13 protein-coding genes are annotated in these 14139 nt (G+C 65.5%); 3 read left to right on the top strand and 10 right to left on the bottom strand.

What is annotated here, in order from left to right; translation table 11 throughout:
• The 3 genes from CXR03_RS18215 to galU all read right to left on the bottom strand — a co-directional run bounded on the left by CXR03_RS18215 (position 1) and on the right by galU (position 2683).
• A complete protein-coding gene (locus CXR03_RS18215) occupies positions 1 to 1071 on the bottom strand; it encodes a hypothetical protein (protein ID WP_181034466.1) in 1071 nt (356 codons plus the stop codon).
• Positions 1072 to 1158: 87 nt separating this feature from the next.
• Positions 1159 to 1773: a GNAT family N-acetyltransferase gene (locus CXR03_RS01590; protein ID WP_104101528.1), complete on the bottom strand. Its 615-nt coding sequence runs from the start codon at positions 1771 to 1773 to the stop codon at positions 1159 to 1161.
• A gap of 4 nt (positions 1774 to 1777) precedes the next feature.
• Positions 1778 to 2683, bottom strand: coding sequence for a UTP--glucose-1-phosphate uridylyltransferase GalU (gene galU / locus CXR03_RS01595; protein WP_104101530.1), 906 nt, complete (start codon positions 2681 to 2683; stop codon positions 1778 to 1780).
• Positions 2684 to 2761: 78 nt separating this feature from the next.
• Between galU and CXR03_RS01600 the strand changes: the two genes are divergently transcribed.
• The 3 genes from CXR03_RS01600 (at position 2762) to cpaB (ending at position 4594) form a co-directional block, all read left to right on the top strand.
• Complete coding sequence (locus CXR03_RS01600; RefSeq protein WP_104101532.1) at positions 2762 to 3385, top strand: 5-formyltetrahydrofolate cyclo-ligase; 624 nt, start codon at positions 2762 to 2764, stop codon at positions 3383 to 3385.
• A gap of 98 nt (positions 3386 to 3483) precedes the next feature.
• Positions 3484 to 3810, top strand: a complete 327-nt coding sequence (locus CXR03_RS01605) for an FmdB family zinc ribbon protein (RefSeq protein WP_104101533.1) — start codon at positions 3484 to 3486, stop codon at positions 3808 to 3810.
• Positions 3811 to 3919: 109 nt separating this feature from the next.
• The gene (gene cpaB / locus CXR03_RS01610) at positions 3920 to 4594 is read left to right on the top strand and encodes a Flp pilus assembly protein CpaB (RefSeq protein WP_258073446.1); all 675 of its coding nucleotides are present in this window, start codon (positions 3920 to 3922) and stop codon (positions 4592 to 4594) included.
• A gap of 43 nt (positions 4595 to 4637) precedes the next feature.
• Here cpaB and CXR03_RS01615 read toward each other — a convergent pair whose 3' ends face one another.
• From CXR03_RS01615 to CXR03_RS01645, 7 genes are all read right to left on the bottom strand, one after another.
• On the bottom strand, positions 4638 to 4826 hold the full coding sequence (locus CXR03_RS01615; RefSeq protein ID WP_104101537.1) for a hypothetical protein: 189 nt from the start codon (positions 4824 to 4826) through the stop codon (positions 4638 to 4640).
• Positions 4823 to 8782: a DUF4011 domain-containing protein gene (locus CXR03_RS01620; RefSeq protein ID WP_258073447.1), complete on the bottom strand. Its 3960-nt coding sequence runs from the start codon at positions 8780 to 8782 to the stop codon at positions 4823 to 4825. The genes CXR03_RS01615 and CXR03_RS01620 overlap by 4 nt, the downstream gene beginning before the upstream one ends.
• An 84-nt stretch (positions 8783 to 8866) precedes the next feature.
• A complete protein-coding gene (guaA, locus tag CXR03_RS01625; protein ID WP_104101539.1) occupies positions 8867 to 10456 on the bottom strand; it encodes a glutamine-hydrolyzing GMP synthase in 1590 nt (529 codons plus the stop codon).
• Between the two features lie 57 nt (positions 10457 to 10513).
• A complete protein-coding gene (locus CXR03_RS01630; RefSeq protein ID WP_104101541.1) occupies positions 10514 to 10954 on the bottom strand; it encodes a DUF3817 domain-containing protein in 441 nt (146 codons plus the stop codon).
• Positions 10951 to 11781 (bottom strand): SURF1 family protein, encoded by an 831-nt coding sequence (locus CXR03_RS01635; RefSeq protein ID WP_258073448.1) that lies wholly within the window; start codon positions 11779 to 11781, stop codon positions 10951 to 10953. The genes CXR03_RS01630 and CXR03_RS01635 overlap by 4 nt, the downstream gene beginning before the upstream one ends.
• Before the next feature lie 83 nt (positions 11782 to 11864).
• Complete coding sequence (locus tag CXR03_RS01640) at positions 11865 to 12305, bottom strand: PTS sugar transporter subunit IIA (protein WP_104102747.1); 441 nt, start codon at positions 12303 to 12305, stop codon at positions 11865 to 11867.
• Between the two features lie 70 nt (positions 12306 to 12375).
• Complete coding sequence (locus CXR03_RS01645; RefSeq protein ID WP_104101542.1) at positions 12376 to 14100, bottom strand: glycerol-3-phosphate dehydrogenase/oxidase; 1725 nt, start codon at positions 14098 to 14100, stop codon at positions 12376 to 12378.
• Positions 14101 to 14139: the final 39 nt, after the last annotated feature.

Below are 14139 nucleotides of genomic sequence, written 5' to 3' on the forward strand. Positions count from 1 at the left end.
TTAAGCGCGGCGGCGCTGGAGCACATCGTCGAGATTGATCTTGCCGGTTCCGGGAGCGGCCTCGGCTCCGGCGGAGTCCGAGGACTCTGTAACCGCGGGGGTAACCCCGGCGCGGAGGGAAGTGCGGCCGGCAGGCTTGGGGGTCTGCGGCGGAACAAGCGGTTCCGGTGCCGGGCGCTGGGCCACGGGTGCTTCCACATAAATCGGCTTGGGCACTGCAACCGGTTCCCACGGGGTGGTGGAGGTTTTCGGCGGTCCGGCAGGGCCCTGCGGGGTTGAGGCGGCAGCAAAATCGAGGGCTGCACTGCGCAGTTCCGCTGCTGTGAGCGGGCGGTCGGAAGAACCGGGCGCCGTGGTGACTGTGGCCTGACCCGGAGCTCCGGTCGCGGCGGACCCGCTGCTGGCTTCCGGGCTGCTTTCAGCGTCAAACAGGACAGTTTCACGTTGCGGCCTTACGGGCTCCGGGGAAACTTCCTGCGGCTCGTTCGCCTCGTACGCCGGCTCCGGTGCTGACACCGGCTTGTGCCGGCTCCCGGCGCTCATGGCAGCCCGAAAGGCTGCGTCGACGCGCCGGCGGCGGTCCCGTACCGCGAGGGCACGAAGCGAGGCAACTGCGGCCCCGGCCAGGACAACTCCGATCAAGGGCATCCACCACGAGGCAGCACCGAAAGCGGCCAGCGGGAGTCCAAGGACAACTGCGGCCAGGGCCAGTGCACCCATCAGGGCCAGTGCGGTGCGGCCGTAACGGACGCGGAAAACCGGCTGCGAGCCCTGGTGCCCGCGCGGCGCGCCCGGGGACGGTGTCCGGGGAGCATGGTTTCCAAGGCTGGCGGCGGACTCGTTGTGCGAGGTGGACTCGTTGTACATAGTGGTGTTTCCCTGCTGGGACAGTCCATCAGCGGAGATGGAAGAGCGGATGGCTGTTGAGGAGGGAGCCGGGCGGACCGCCGGCCGGTGGGCTGCGGGCACCAGGGCGGTGCCTGACAGGCGGAATATATAGGGGGCAACCCACAGCAGCCAGAGACCAACGGTGACGGCCAGGATCAGGGAGCTGTTAAGAGGGAAGTCCACAACTACGACGTTATGAGCTAATGCACAGGTGACTGCGCATTCGTGTCGGTGTGTCGGAGTTCAGTGCCAAAAAAGGATGCCCTGCTGTCATGTCCTGGCCAGCCAGCGGGTCAGCAAACCCTCCGGAACATCTTCAGTAGTGAGGGCAAAGCTGCGGTGATCAGCCCATTGACCGGCAATGTGCAAATATCGTTTCCGCAGCCCTTCATCACGAAACCCCAGCTTTTCGACAACGCGAAGGCTGGCGGCATTCTCCGGTTTGATGTTGATTTCCATCCGGTGAAGTCCAAGGGCACCAAAGCAGTGATCCGTAGCCAGAGCAACCGCTGTCGGCGCGATTCCCCGGCCGGCCCTCGCTTCGTCCACCCAGTACCCCAGGGTGGCCATGCGGGCTGATCCCCAGACAATGGTGGACACGGTCAGCTGCCCCGCAATCGCCGGCGCAGACCGCAGCCCCTCGCGTTCAGTGATGAGGAATGGGAGTGCTGATTCCTGGCGCGCCTGCTGGTTCAGGCTGCGCACCATAGCCGCATAGGACGGAAGGTCGCCGCCGGGAAGCGGATTGCTTGCTTCCCAGGGCGCCATCCATTGGGCATTGCGGATGCGGAGGTCCGTCCACTCGCGCCGGTCGCGGTAGCGGATGGGGCGCAGCCCCAGGTCGCCGCATTCCAGCGTCACCGGCCAGATGGCCGACCCCCACACGACATCAGCTTTCGAGCGTACCGGTGAAGTCCCTGAGCCACTCGCGCAGGTCCGGACCGAGGTCCTCGCGCTCGGAGGCCAGCGTCACTACGGCTTTCAGGTAGCTCAGCTTGTCGCCGGTGTCATACCGGCGGCCGCGGAACACGACGCCGTACACGCCGGCGCCTTCACCCTCTTCCCGTGCGGCCAGGGTCTGCAGGGCATCGGTCAGCTGGATTTCTCCGCCGCGTCCGGGGCCGGTTTCCTCCAGCACATCAAACACCGCCGGGTGCAGGACATACCTGCCGATGACGGCAAGGTTGGACGGAGCGTCAGCAACATCCGGCTTTTCCACCAGCTTGTTCACACGGACGTAGTCTTCGCCTTCGACCACGGAGATGTCGGCGCAGCCGTAGGCGCTGATCTGCTCCGGCTCAACCTCGATGAGGGCAATAACCGAACCGCCGGTCTTTGCCTGGACCTCGACCATCTGGGTCAGGAGTTCGTCACGGGCGTCAATCAGATCATCACCGAGGAGCACAGCGAACGGCTCATCGCCGACGTGAAGCTTGGCCCGCAGCACGGCGTGTCCCAGACCCTTGGGGTCACCCTGGCGCAGGTAGTGGATTTCGCCGAGTTCAGAAGCCGCCCGCACCAGTGCGAGCTTTTCGAGATCACCCTTATCCTCAAGCGTCTTTTCGATAAAAGGGACGCGGTCAAAGTGGTCTTCGAGGGATCGTTTGTTGCGGCCGGTAATCATCAGGATGTCAGACATACCGGAATTGACGGCCTCCTCCACCACATATTGAATGGCGGGCTTATCCACTACCGGCAGCATTTCCTTCGGCATGGCTTTGGTTGCCGGCAGGAAACGGGTACCCAGCCCGGCTGCGGGAATTACGGCTTTGGTTACGGTGGCACGTGAAGTCATGTCCGTAAGAGTACATAAGCGGGACCCCATTCCACCAAATACGCGCCATTTTCCCGCCGCGGTTGGGACAATGGTCGGATGCCTCACTCTGCTGCCCCCAAGGACCAGGCCCGGAACGAATATCGACGGCGCCGGCGGGAGCTGCCCTCCGCCAATGCGCTGGGTGCCGGCCGTGCGCTGGCAGCCCGTGCTTTCACCGTCATTCCGCGTTTGGTGTCCCCCGCTGCCACGGTGGCCGCGTACCTGTCCGCCGGACGTGAACCTGACACAGGTCCGCTGCTGGCAGGACTGCACGCGGAGGGATACGACGTCGTCGTTCCGGTCTGCGAGCCTGACCGCCAGCTTTCCTGGTGCCGCTGGACACCCGAATCATCCCTCGTACCCGGGTTGTTCCCGTCCGTTCCCGAACCTGCCGGGCCCAGACTGTCGGTGCAGGACCTCCCAAACCTCGAGCTGCTCCTGGTTCCAGCCCTGGCCGTTGATGCCGAAGGGATGCGCATGGGCAAGGGCGGCGGCTACTACGACCGGTTCCTGTCCGGTTTCAGGGCCATGGGTAACGCCGCCCCGGCGGTTGGCGTGGTCTATGACCAGGAATTTGTCTCTGCAGGGTCCTGGGCATCCGATGCCCTGGACCAGCCGGTGAACGCGGTGCTGACCCCCTCACAGTGGACGAATCTGCCGCTTAGGCCGGTGTATAGTTAGCACTCAAGGGCACCGAGTGCCAGCCGGGCCTGACAGTAGTCAGTGAATCAGCCGGACCGGGGTCCTGACATCTTGGTTTTCAGGAGGAGTAAGTAACAGTGCCTACGTATGCCTATGCCTGCAAGGACTGCAGCCACACGTTCGATATCCAGCAGTCCTTCACCGATGACACCCTGACGGTTTGCCCCGAGTGCAGCGGCAACCTGAGGAAGAAGTTCAACAGTGTAGGGGTGGTGTTCAAGGGGTCGGGTTTTTACCGCACTGATTCCCGCGATGCCAAGAGCACCCTTCCGGCAGCACCGGCCAAGACTGACAGTGCTTCGTCCACTGCCTCTACAGCCGCCTCGTCACCGGCACCGGCAACTTCTTCCGCGTCCGCAGGATCCTCCGCCTCCTCCTCAGGCAAGGGCTCTTCCGCCGCTTAGCCGCACGACGCTCCTCCCCAGCGGGCATACGGGGACATTCGGGGAAGAAATATCCTCAACTGCCCGAACGATGCGTTCCTGCCCGGTTGACCGGGCCTAGGTTCGGTGCGTGAGTCCTTACCCCGCATCACGTCCCCGTTTCGCCTCCGCCCTTCGCCTGCGGTTGAAAAGATTCCTGCTCCGCCGCAGGCGCCTGCTCGCGGCACTCTTGTGCTGCGCCGCCGCGGGCACAGCCGTCCAAGCGCTGTTGCCTCCTGCTGCCGGTGAAAATCCACTTGTCGTCTCGGCCTCGGACCTGCCGGCCGGAGCCGTTCTCACTTCACGGGACCTCCGGACGGTGACGGTTCCGGCAGCAACAATGCCCCCGGGCTCATTCGCTGCCCCCGGCCAAGCTGCCGGCCGGCGGCTGGCCACTCCCCTGAAGCAGGGCAGCCCGGTGCTGCAGACATCGCTGGTGGGTACCGGACTCCTGACCGGCGCCCCGCCCGGTTCCGTGGCGGTGGCGATCCGCCCCGCCGATCCTGCCATGGTTGCACTGTTGGCCCCTGGACAGCTGGTGGACGTGGTCCTCGCAGGCTCCGACGGCATGCAGCATCCGGACAGCCCGGTGCTTCTCGCCGCCGGAGCACCCATCCTGTGGACGGCTGCCGACGGTGCTTCCGCGTGGCCGGATTCCGCCGAAACCGATGCCATGGTGGTACTGGCGGCCGCACCGGACCAGGCTGCCGCCCTTGCCTCCGCCTCGGGGTCCGGTCTGGTTCACCTGATCCTTACCGGGGGCTGAACTTTTCCCCGCGACGGCAGTGGCAGTCCCGGCGACGGCAGTGTCAGTCCCAGTGCGGCGGCCGCTGCTCGAGCAGCCAGGTGTCCCGGTCCTCGGGCTCATCGCCCCACACCCGGGGATCGTCCTCCGCGGCCTTGGCCTTGAGTTCAGGCGGGGCTTCTTCCTTCCGTGCCGGCAGCGGGCGGGGGACGGTGCCCCCGCTCGCGCGGCGGTGTGGCTTCCGGGGCGTCACGGCCGCCGCGCCTCCCGGTTTGATGCATCAGGATCAGTCTCGGGCTTGGGTGCCACCGTGCCGCGTTCCCTGATCCGGCTGCTGCCGTGCGGCTTTGAAGGGATGCTGCCGCGGCGGGCAAGCGACCCGCTGACGGAAGTCCCCACGGACTGGACCGGCTTTCCTTCACCTTCCCTGGGTGCGGGCAGGTTGAGGTATCGTCCCACCAGATCCGCGCAGGCTGACGGATCGCTGAAAACCTCAATGGTCCACAGCGGCATATAGCGCCACCCCAGACGTTCCAGCAGCTGGGGCCGCAGCCGGCTGCGCTCACGCACGCTCATTGTCCGGTACCGCTCGGTGCCGTCGGACTCGATGGCCATCGGCACGGCGGGTTCACCGTCGGCGTTGCTGCCGTCAACGGTAGCCACAATATCGATGGCTCCCTGATAGTGGTCCCACACTTTGGCACCGCGGGCCCGCAGCCGGTTGACGAGGTCAGCCACCAGCGGATCCTCCTCCATGATCCCGCCTGCGATGTTCTCGGCTCCGCGGGGTGCCGAACCCGTTTCCGCAGCTTCGCTGCGCTGGGCGGCGGAAGGCACCGACTGGTCCAGTTCCCGTTTGATGAGGTCGTAGAAATCGAGGGCACCATACCCGAGGCGGGACTTGTCCAGGTCCTCCGGCCGGAAACAGGTCAGGACATGCAGCCTGCTGCGGGCACGGGTCATGGCGGTGAGGAACTTTCCCCGCCCGTCGGACGCGGACAGCGGCCCGAAGGTGTGCAGTGCACGGCCGTGGGGAGTGCGTCCGAACCCGAGCGAGAAAATCACGCTGTCGCGTACCAGTCCGGCCGCGCGGTCCACGGGGACCACCCGGAAGGATTCCTTGCCCGGAGTGAAGAAGTCGGAGGCCCAGGGGAAATTGGCCATCTGCACCCGGATTGCCTCGGCAACACGCACGGCGTGCCGCGGGCTGGCCGTGACAACTGCCAGGGACTGGTGCGGGCGGCGGCGGATGTGCTCGAAGACCAGGTCAACAACGCGGTTGACCTCGGCGGCGACGCTTTCGACGCCCTCGTGGTCGGCGCTGGGCATGCCCGTGCCGTCCGCCAGGTATTCGACGGTGAGCGGACGTTCACCGGAAGAAACCTCGGCGCCGCGCGGAACCATGGTGAGGCGGCCGTCATAGAAACTGCGGCTCAGCTGGTTCATGAGTGCACGGTCAGTGCCGCGGTACACGGTGGACAGCGTCCGGGTCGGCAGGACGGCGGTCAGGGCTTCGAAAACACTGACGAGGTCATGCGGCTCCCCCGCCGGCCGGGAGGGTTCAACGCCAATCGTGAACGGCCTCGGACCGCCAAGCTCCCCGTCGCCGAAAGCGATGACCTGGGCTGCCCGTGCCAGGGCGGGAACCGCGGACTGCAGGGAGGTGGATTCGGCGTCGAGGACAATGACGGCGTCAAAGGACCTGGTGCCGGGCAGCACCATGGGCAGGACCAGCGGACTGGCGGCCCAGACCGGCAGCAGTGCGGAAACCAGCTCGGTTGACTGAGCGCACAGGTCCGGCAGGGTGAGCGGACCGTTCTTGATGGCGTCGCGCAGAGCGGCTGCTTCGGAGGGCGCAGCCTTCACTCCACGGCGCCACCTGTCCGCGAGGGCAAACCGCACCCGGGCACTGCCGGAGGCAATGTGCGCGTTGTCCGCCAGACGGTATTCGGCTTCAAGCCGGCGCAGGCTGTCGCCGTCGGACATAGCCAAATAATCATCGCCGCTGATCATCGCTTCAAGAGCCGACTGCCACCAGGCAAGCTCAAGCTCATAGCCAACCTGCCGCGGCTGGACTTCACGGGCTTCGAGGTCATCCAGCAGCTCGCCCAGACCCTGGCCGCGCATTTCGTCCAGCAGGAGGGTGCGTTCGGGCAGGGTTTCCAGCGTCTCCCGGTCCCCGGCCAGCGCATCGAGCTGCTTCTCCAGCTCATCCAGCGTCAGCTCGGCGAGGTTCGGCTTGGCCGGTGTCCCGTCGAGAATGCCCGTGAGGGTGTCCAGTTGTTCCTTGACGGTGATGTAGGACCGGTTGATGTCTGCCAGCCCGGTGGGCACCGAGGGGTGGCGCTGCGTAGTGGCGTAGCGGCCCCACACGGCGCGCTGCTGCTGGACCTCAACCAGTGAGGAGTGCAGGTCTGAAATGTGCACCCCGGGCCGGATGTACTCCTTGGCGACCCGCCGCAGGCGGGACCGAGTCATGGAGCTCATGTCCACGGCACGTTCACGCCGCCAGGACGAGGACGCCGTGGCGGAAATCAGGTCACTGACCGGACGGTCGAAGATGTCCGGGGTGAACTTGTCCAGGCTTTCACGCACCGCGACCAGCAGCTCCAGCTGCTCGCCCCACTGTGCAAAGGTTTCACCAAGGCGGATCTGCGAATGTTCGGCAACAGACTGCACCTGTGCGCGCAGTTCAGGCAGGTCCCGGGCCAGGCTTTGGGTGAGCTCGTACGCCTCTTCCGTTTCCTTGCGGTTAAGCAGCTTGGCGCCAAACCAGGGGCTGGTGGTGGCGGCACGGCTGAAGCTGCCCAGTTCCGCGGCCCGGCGCAGTCTTCCGGTCAGCTCGGTCCGGTCCGTGATGCTGTCCAGGACACTGCGCTTGAGCCGGACAGTGGTGGCCGGGGCAGGGCTCATGGACGTGAGTTCCGCCAGGGACTGCATGGCCTGGTAGGGCGAGCAGCCCCAGCGCCGGCGAACGTTGTGCAGTGACTTCACGTGGTCGCGCAGCTGGTGCCGGTTGGAGACCAGAACCTTGTGCAGGCTTTCCAGATCCGGGTCCGCAGCCTTTTCGTTGCGGACGATGGCCCGAATCAACTGATCCTTCAACTGCTGCTCAGTCAGGCCGGCGTTGATTTGGAGCACGGCGGATCCCAGGTGCAGGGAATCCAGCGCGGAGACAAACTGATTCAGCGTGCCGCGGCGTTCGGCCACCACGAGCACGGACTTCCCGGCATGGACCAGCGCAGCCGCGGCATTGAGGGCAGTTTGCGTCTGTCCGGTTCCGGGAGGCGCGGAGACCACCAGTGACTGGCCGTCCAGGATCAGGTCCAGGACGTCCTGCTGCTCATGGTCGGCATCCAGTACCAGCAGCTCATCGGCCGGTAGCCGGTCATCCAACGGCGGAAGTGCGGGATCCTTGGCCTCCGGGGCGGCGCTGCCCGTGCCGCGTGCGGAGTCCATCAGGGCCCGCAGGATGGGGTGGGCGGGGTCCAGGGCGCTGTCTTCAGCCAGATCCGACAGATCAGCGAAGGTGGAGACCAGGAGGCGGTGTTCAATGTTGATGCCGCGGACCCCCTCCGTGACGGCCCGCAGTTTTTCCAGGACCGGATGCGGATCAAACCTCGCGGTGCCGTAGGCAAGACGCGCCAGTGCCTCGACGTCGATGTCCAGGCCCTGTTCATGCTGCAGGTGGCGGACAAAAGCGGGGTTCAGGGCTGCCTTGTCGGTGAGCTGCAGCTCATAGTCGTCCTGTGAGGGGTGCACGGTCAGCGAGACCGGGGTCAGCAGGACCGGAGCGGTGAGCGACTCGGGGCGGACGGCCTCGTCGTCAGCGTAGCGCCAGGAGGCGGTGCCGGCGGCCAGGTAGCCGACGTCGATGCCGCGGTCCGTGCCGAGCTCGTAGATTTTCGCTCGCAGCAGGCGCCCGGCCTTCATTGCGGCACCGTACTGCTCTGAGTCGCGCAGCAGCGTGGACAGGCGCGTGCGGCGTCCCGCCAGCAGCTGGGCCAGCCCGGACGGGTGCGCATGGGTCAGGTCGATGCTGTTGGAGGGTGACGGGGTGAAGTGAAGCAACGTGTCCGATCCGGCATGCTGTCCCAGTTGTCCCAGCCACGGCAGCAGGAAGTCCGAGGCGTTGTCCCCGGGATTCTGCTCAGACACTGGTGCCCTCTTTTCTGCACTTCCGCGCGACGTTCTTGACCAAATTGGCATACCTTCCAAACTATCGCTTCCTGCCGGGTTTACCCGACATAGCAACGCGGGGGACAGCCTGTTCGGCTGTCCCCCGCGGTCAATCTACTCCCACTCGATGGTTCCCGGCGGCTTGGACGTTACGTCCAGCACCACGCGGTTGATCCCGTCGACTTCATTGGTAATGCGGTTGGAGATGCGTGCCAGCAGGTCATACGGCAGGCGTGACCAGTCAGCGGTCATTGCGTCTTCGCTGGAAACCGGCCGCAGGACGATCGGATGTCCGTAGGTGCGGCCGTCGCCCTGGACGCCCACGCTGCGCACATCGGCCAGCAGGACAACCGGCATCTGCCACACTTCGTTGTCCAGGCCGGCTGCGGTGAGCTCGGCACGGGCAATGGCGTCTGCGCGGCGGAGCAGGTCCAGGCGTTCCTGGTTGACCTCGCCGATGATGCGGATACCCAGGCCGGGGCCGGGGAACGGCTGGCGTCCGACGATTTCAGCCGGCAGGCCCAGCTCGCGGCCCACGGCGCGGACCTCGTCCTTGAACAGGGCGCGCAGCGGTTCCACCAGCTCGAACTTCAGGTCCTCGGGCAGCCCGCCCACGTTGTGGTGGCTCTTGATATTGGCTGCACCCTCGCCGCCGCCGGATTCGACGACGTCCGGGTACAGGGTGCCCTGAACGAGGAAGCGGATGGGTTCACCGGCAGCAGCTGCCTCGGCCATGATGGCGCGCTCAGCTTCTTCGAACGCGCGGATGAACTCGCGGCCGATGATCTTGCGTTTGGTTTCCGGATCCGTGACACCGGCGAGGGCTTCGAGGAAGCGCTTCTGCTCATTGGCGACGTAGAGGTTGACGCCGGTGGATGCCACGAAGTCGCGCTCCACCTGCTCGGCTTCACCTTCGCGCAGCAGGCCGTGGTCCACGAACACGCAGGTCAGCTGGTCGCCGACGGCACGCTGCACCAGTGCTGCGGCAACTGCGGAGTCGACGCCGCCGGAGAGCCCGCAGATCACGCGGGAGCTGCCCACCTGCTCGCGGATGCGTTCGACCTGCTCTTCCACAATGTTGCCCGTGGTCCAGCTGCGGTCCAGGCGTGCGCCCTTGAACAGGAAGTTCTCCAGGACGGACTGGCCGTGCGCGGAGTGCTTCACCTCCGGGTGCCACTGGACGCCGTAGAGCTGCTTCTCTTCGTTGGCGAAAGCCGCAACGGGGGCACCGGCCGTGGTGGCCAGCACGTCGAATCCGGGCGGAGCTTCCTGGACGCTGTCACCGTGGCTCATCCACGTGTTCTGCTGTTCCGGCGTGCCCTCAAGGATGGAGCGCGGGCCTCCGACGGCGGTGGCGTCGGTGGAGCCGTATTCGCGCAGGCCGGTTTTGGCGACCTTGCCGCCCAGGGCGTTGGCCATGGCCTGGAAGCCGTAGCAGATGCCCAGGACCGGAACACCTGCCTCAAACAGGCCTTCGCTGACTGCGGGGGCGCCTTCGGCGTAAACGCTGGAAGGGCCGCCGGAAAGGATGATCGCGGCCGGGTTCTTCGCCAGGATCTGTTCCGTGGTCCAGGTGTGGGGCACCACCTCGGAATAGACATCTGCATCGCGTACCCGGCGGGCAATGAGCTGGGCGTACTGGGCGCCGAAGTCCACAACTAGGACAGGGCGCTCTTCTATGGGAGGGGTCGCGGAATTAGTCACGCTTCAAGGATAGTCGCCGGAGCATCCGCGCCGCACATCCGCGTGGGGGCCGGTGCCTCAGTAGCGCTTGGCCGCTTCCGGATGTGCAGCGAGTTCCGCAAGGACCTGTTTGTGCGTACGGCCCTCCACAATGAAGGACAGGAAGGGCACCACACCGCCCAGGGCAATCAGGATGAACTTCGAGAACGGCCAGCGCATCAGCTGCCACAGGCGGAAGTCAGCCAGCAGGTAGACCACGTACAACCAGCCGTGGGCAATCAGCACACCCGTGAAAAGGTTCAGCGGGCCAACGGTCATCTCCTCGATCTTCAGCCCGTATTTGAGGATCATCTCAACGCACAGCAGGAGAAGAAACACACCGGTGACGTAGGAAGACACCTTGTAAAAGGTCAGGGCCGAACGGATCTGGGCGTGGGTGCCGCCAAAACGGCGCTTTTTCCGGCGGGGTTTCTTGCCTGCTGCGGGTGCCCCGGCGGGGGCCTGTACTGGATCGCTCACTTCTGTACCTCACTGGTCGGTGCCGGACGCCCCGGGACGGGGCCCTCGTCGTCTTCGTCGTCGTCGTCGTCTTCGTCGTAATAATCGTCATCGTCCTCGAGGGAACGCTGGTGGGCATCCGCCACGAGGCGCCACCACAGGAAGACGGAGAACCCGGCGAAGACCACCCACTCGATGGCGTAGAAGATGTTCATCCAGTTCACTGAGGTTTCCTGGGGCTGCGCATCCACGTCGACTACGCGCATGTCTCCCGTTTCCGGAGCCTCACCGTCCACCGTGATCTCGTTAGCAGTGACGAACGCCGCATACCCCGGGGTGTCCCAGACATTGATCAGTTCGGCGCTGGAGAGGCTGGGCAGGACCCCTTCCTCTTCAGGTGCCTTTGCGATGGGTCCTTCGGGCGGCAGCAGGCGGCCGACGACGGCGGCGTCCCCGGACGGGGCGGGTTCGGCATCGCCGGGCTCGGCAACCCAGCCGCGGACCACCGGCATGACGGCGCCGTCCGGGGCTCCCTCGACGGCGAATGCGGTGACCACCCAGTATCCGCGGTCGCCGTCGTACAGCCGCTGGTCGATCAGTACGGTGTCCTCACCACGGAAGGAACCGTTCATGGAGACCATCTGGTCCGCCTGGGTGCCCATCAGTTCCACACCCGGCGTGAACACCTCGGTGAGGGGACGGACGTTTTCGGTTTCGCCTGCGGCGGGCGGCAGCTCGCTCTCGGCGGTCGAAAACTGCCACTGGCTCAGGAGCACGAAGACCGTCGAAATCGCAAGCGCAAAGAGAAGGGCGGCGATCCAGCGGGGTTGCAGGGCAGTTTTCAGCACCCCTTAACCGTACTTCGTACCCGTGTAGAAAACCCAATGCCTGCTGTGCGCTGCTCCGGCACCCGCGGCATCAGCAGGCGCCGTCAATGGTCAAAAAACACCAGCGAGGAGTTAATCAGTTCGGAAATGACTTCGGCGTCGTTGGCCCGGCGGAGCGAATCCCGGAAGGCCGGGCGGAACAGCGACCGCGCGATGGTGGCCAGGACTTCCAAGTGTTCAGAGAAGGCTTTGGCAGGCGTGGCTATCAGCAGAATCACGGTGGCCGGCCCGTCCGACGCACCAAAATCAATGCTGTGCCCGTAGCGGGTGATCCCCACGGCAATAGAGGTCTGCACCACTTCCTCGCTGCGCGCGTGAGGCATGCCGATGCCGCCGGGCAGCCCCGTGGCCATTTGGTGTTCCCGGGCATTGACCTGCTCCAGGAACACCTCCAAATTACGGATCCGTCCCTGGTCGTACATCCGCCGGGCAAGCTGGGCCGCCGCATCCGAGCGGTCGGCCGCTTCCATCTGCAGGATGACCATTTCAGGGACCGTCAGGACCGCGCCCTTTTCATTCAGGGAGAGTTCAGGTTCCACTTCCGTCGGTTCCGGTTCAGGCCAGCGGAGCGATGTCGTGGGCCTTCAACCGTGCTGCGTCGGCCGAAACATCATCGGGCTGTTCCTGGCTGAGCCGCTCGGCTTCCACCCGCGCCTCATAGTGGGCCACTTCCTGCTCCACCCGTTCCGGACTCCAGTTCAGGATGGGCGCCATGAGTTCGGCCACAACCGGGGCAGCGGAGACTCCCCGGTCCCACGACTCGATGGAGATGCGGGTGCGCCGGGCCAGGACATCCTCCACATGCCGGGCACCCTCGGACGTGGCGGCATACACCACTTCGGCGCGCAGGTAATCGTCCGCTCCGGGCAGGGGCTCCCCCAGCTCAGGATTGGCACGGATCAGTTCCAGCACCTCGTTGGCCAGGGATCCGTAACGGTTGAGCAGATGCTCCACCCGGACCACATGGACTCCATAGTGCTCCGCAGTGCGGTGCCGGAGATTCCAGGCAGCCTTATAGCCCACCGCACCCAGCAGCGGGATGGTGGAGGTGCAGCTTTCCGGAACCTTCCCATCCAGCGCGCGGGCGGCCTCATCCACGGCATCCTTCGCCATGACCCGGTAGGTGGTCCATTTGCCGCCGGCAACAACCACCAGCCCCGGCACGGGGTGGGCCACCACATGTTCGCGGGAGAGTTTGGCCGTGGAATCATTCTCGCCGGCAAGCAGCGGCCGCAGGCCGGCGTAGACGCCTTCAACGTCCTCGCGCGTCAGCGGAGTTTTCAGCACGCTGTTCACATGCTCCAGCAAGTAGTCGATGTCCGCCGAGGTTGCTGCGGGATGTGCCTTGTCCAGATTCCAGTCGGTGTCCGTGGTGCCCACAATCCAGTGCCGGCCCCACGGGATCACGAACAGCACGGATTTTTCCGTGCGCAGGATCATGCCCACCGTGGACTGGATCCGGTCGCGGGGAACCACCAGGTGCACACCCTTGGACGCCCGGACTTTCAGCTGTCCCCGGTCCGTCACCATGGCCTGGGTTTCGTCGGTCCACACGCCGGTGGCATTGACCACTTGGCGGGCGAACACATCGAATTCCCGGCCGGTCTCGGAGTCCTTGACCCGGGCACCAACTACACGCTCACCCTCGCGAAGGAAGTCCACCACGGACACCCGGTTGGCCACGGTGGCGCCGTAGTGCGCTGAGGTGCGGACCATGTTGGCAACGTACCGGGCGTCGTCCACCTGGGCGTCGTAGTAGCGGATGGAGCCAACCATGGCGTCATCCTTCAGGCTGGGCGCAGCCCGGAGCGTGGCTTTTTTGCTGAGGTGCTTGTGCATCGGCACCCCGCGGGAATTACCGGACGTCAGGCCCATGGTGTCGTACAGCATGATGCCGGCGCCAACGTAGGGCCGCTCATAGAACCGGTGTGTCAGCGGGTAGAGGAACGGTACGGGCTTGACCAGGTGCGGGGCAATCCGCTGAATCAGCAGGCCGCGTTCCTTCAGCGCCTCGGCTACGAGGGCAAAATCCAGCATCTCCAGATAGCGCAGACCGCCGTGAATGAGCTTGGAGGAACGCGACGACGTGCCCGACGCCCAGTCCCGGGCCTCCACCATGCCCACTTTGAGTCCGCGGGTGACTGCGTCCAGGGCGGCACCGGCACCCACCACGCCGCCGCCAACAATCAGGATGTCCAGTTGCTGGCCGGGCTCCGCCGTGGAACGCAGCGCCGCCAGGGCGTCCTCCCGGTATTCCGGACTGAGTGCATCTTTGCTCATGGTCAAGATTTCCTCTCTGGGACGCGCTGGCGGCGCAGT

The organism is Arthrobacter sp. 08Y14, assembly GCF_002929455.1.
GTDB lineage: Bacteria > Actinomycetota > Actinomycetes > Actinomycetales > Micrococcaceae > Arthrobacter_B > Arthrobacter_B sunyaminii.

Excerpts from the sequence above, each read along its gene's own strand:
- galU (WP_104101530.1), bottom strand. The coding sequence starts at position 2,683 with ATGACTTCACGTGCCACCGTAACCAAAGCCGTAATTCCCGCAGCCGGG.
- CXR03_RS01600 (WP_104101532.1), top strand. The coding sequence starts at position 2,762 with ATGCCTCACTCTGCTGCCCCCAAGGACCAGGCCCGGAACGAATATCGA.
- CXR03_RS01620 (WP_258073447.1), bottom strand. The coding sequence starts at position 8,782 with ATGCCAATTTGGTCAAGAACGTCGCGCGGAAGTGCAGAAAAGAGGGCA.
- CXR03_RS01640 (WP_104102747.1), bottom strand. The coding sequence starts at position 12,305 with ATGGTCATCCTGCAGATGGAAGCGGCCGACCGCTCGGATGCGGCGGCC.
- CXR03_RS01645 (WP_104101542.1), bottom strand. The coding sequence starts at position 14,100 with ATGAGCAAAGATGCACTCAGTCCGGAATACCGGGAGGACGCCCTGGCG.